General features: G+C 68.6%; 1 pseudogene. It reads left to right on the plus strand.

The annotated features are described in order from the left end of the window. Positions 1–46 precede the first annotated feature (46 nt). Positions 47–1050 (plus strand): annotated as a pseudogene (locus FPZ41_RS46680) (IS5 family transposase). The last annotated feature ends 22 nt before the right edge of the window (positions 1051–1072 follow it).

The following is a 1072-nucleotide window of genomic DNA, read 5'->3' on the forward strand; positions in this document are numbered from 1 at the left end:
CTAGGGCCTGTACGGAGTCGTGATCACCTGCTGGTACAACTCTCGTGTGGCGAGGCGTGAACTCAGCGACGACGAGTGGGCGTTGGTCGAGCCGTTGCTGCCGATCGGCGCCTGTGGCCCCTATCCGCACCGGCTGCGGGACCAGCTCGAAGGCGTGATCTGGAAGTTCCGCTCCGGAGGTCAGTGGCGGGAGATGCCGGACGAGTTCGGTCCGTGGTCGACCGTCTACGACCGGTTCCGGAACTGGCGTGACGCCGGGGTGTTCCAGGCGCTGATGGACGCGATGATCGCGGAGGCCGCCCGGCGGGGCCAGGTGGATCTCTCGCTGGTCAGCGTCGACTCGACCACCGCGCGGGCCCATCATGACGCGGCGGGCATGCGGGTCGACGAGGAGGTTCTGGCCGCACTGGAGAAGGCCGTGTCGGAGGAAAAAGGGGCCGCGGCGAAGAACAAAAGGATCAAGACGCCGTAGGGCGGGCGGACGGAGCCGACGACCAGGCCCGCGCCGGGCGGCGACAGCGGCGCCGACGGCTCCGCGCCCGGCTGAAGGCCGCCGCCCTGGGACGTTCGCGGGGCGGACTGACCAGCAAGATCCACGTCGCCTCCGAGCGACGCTGTCGGCCCCTGTCCTTCGTCCTCACTCCCGGGCAGGCAGCAGACAGCCCGCAATTCGTCCCCGTGCTGGACAAGGTACGGGTACCTGGACCAGTCGGCCGTCCGCGCACCCGCCCCGACGCGGTCGCCGGCGACAAGGCGTACTCCTCCCGCGCCAACCGTGCCCACCTGCGCAGACGCGGGATCAAGGCCGTCATCCCTGAGAAGAAGGACCAGGCTGCGAACCGGAAGAAGAAGGGCCGCCGGGGCGGACGGCCCGTCACCTGCGACATGGAGCTGTACCGCGACCGCAACACGGTCGAGCGCCTGATCAACAAACTGAAGGCATGGCGCGGCATTGCCACCCGCTATGACAAGACCCCCGAGAGCTACCTTGCCGGACTCCACCTACGAGGCGCCGTCATCTGGATCCGCAGCCTTCAGCCAAGTCGCTGATCACGACTCCGTACAGGCCCTA

This window comes from Streptomyces acidicola (genome assembly GCF_009377235.1).
Taxonomy (GTDB): domain Bacteria; phylum Actinomycetota; class Actinomycetes; order Streptomycetales; family Streptomycetaceae; genus Streptomyces; species Streptomyces acidicola.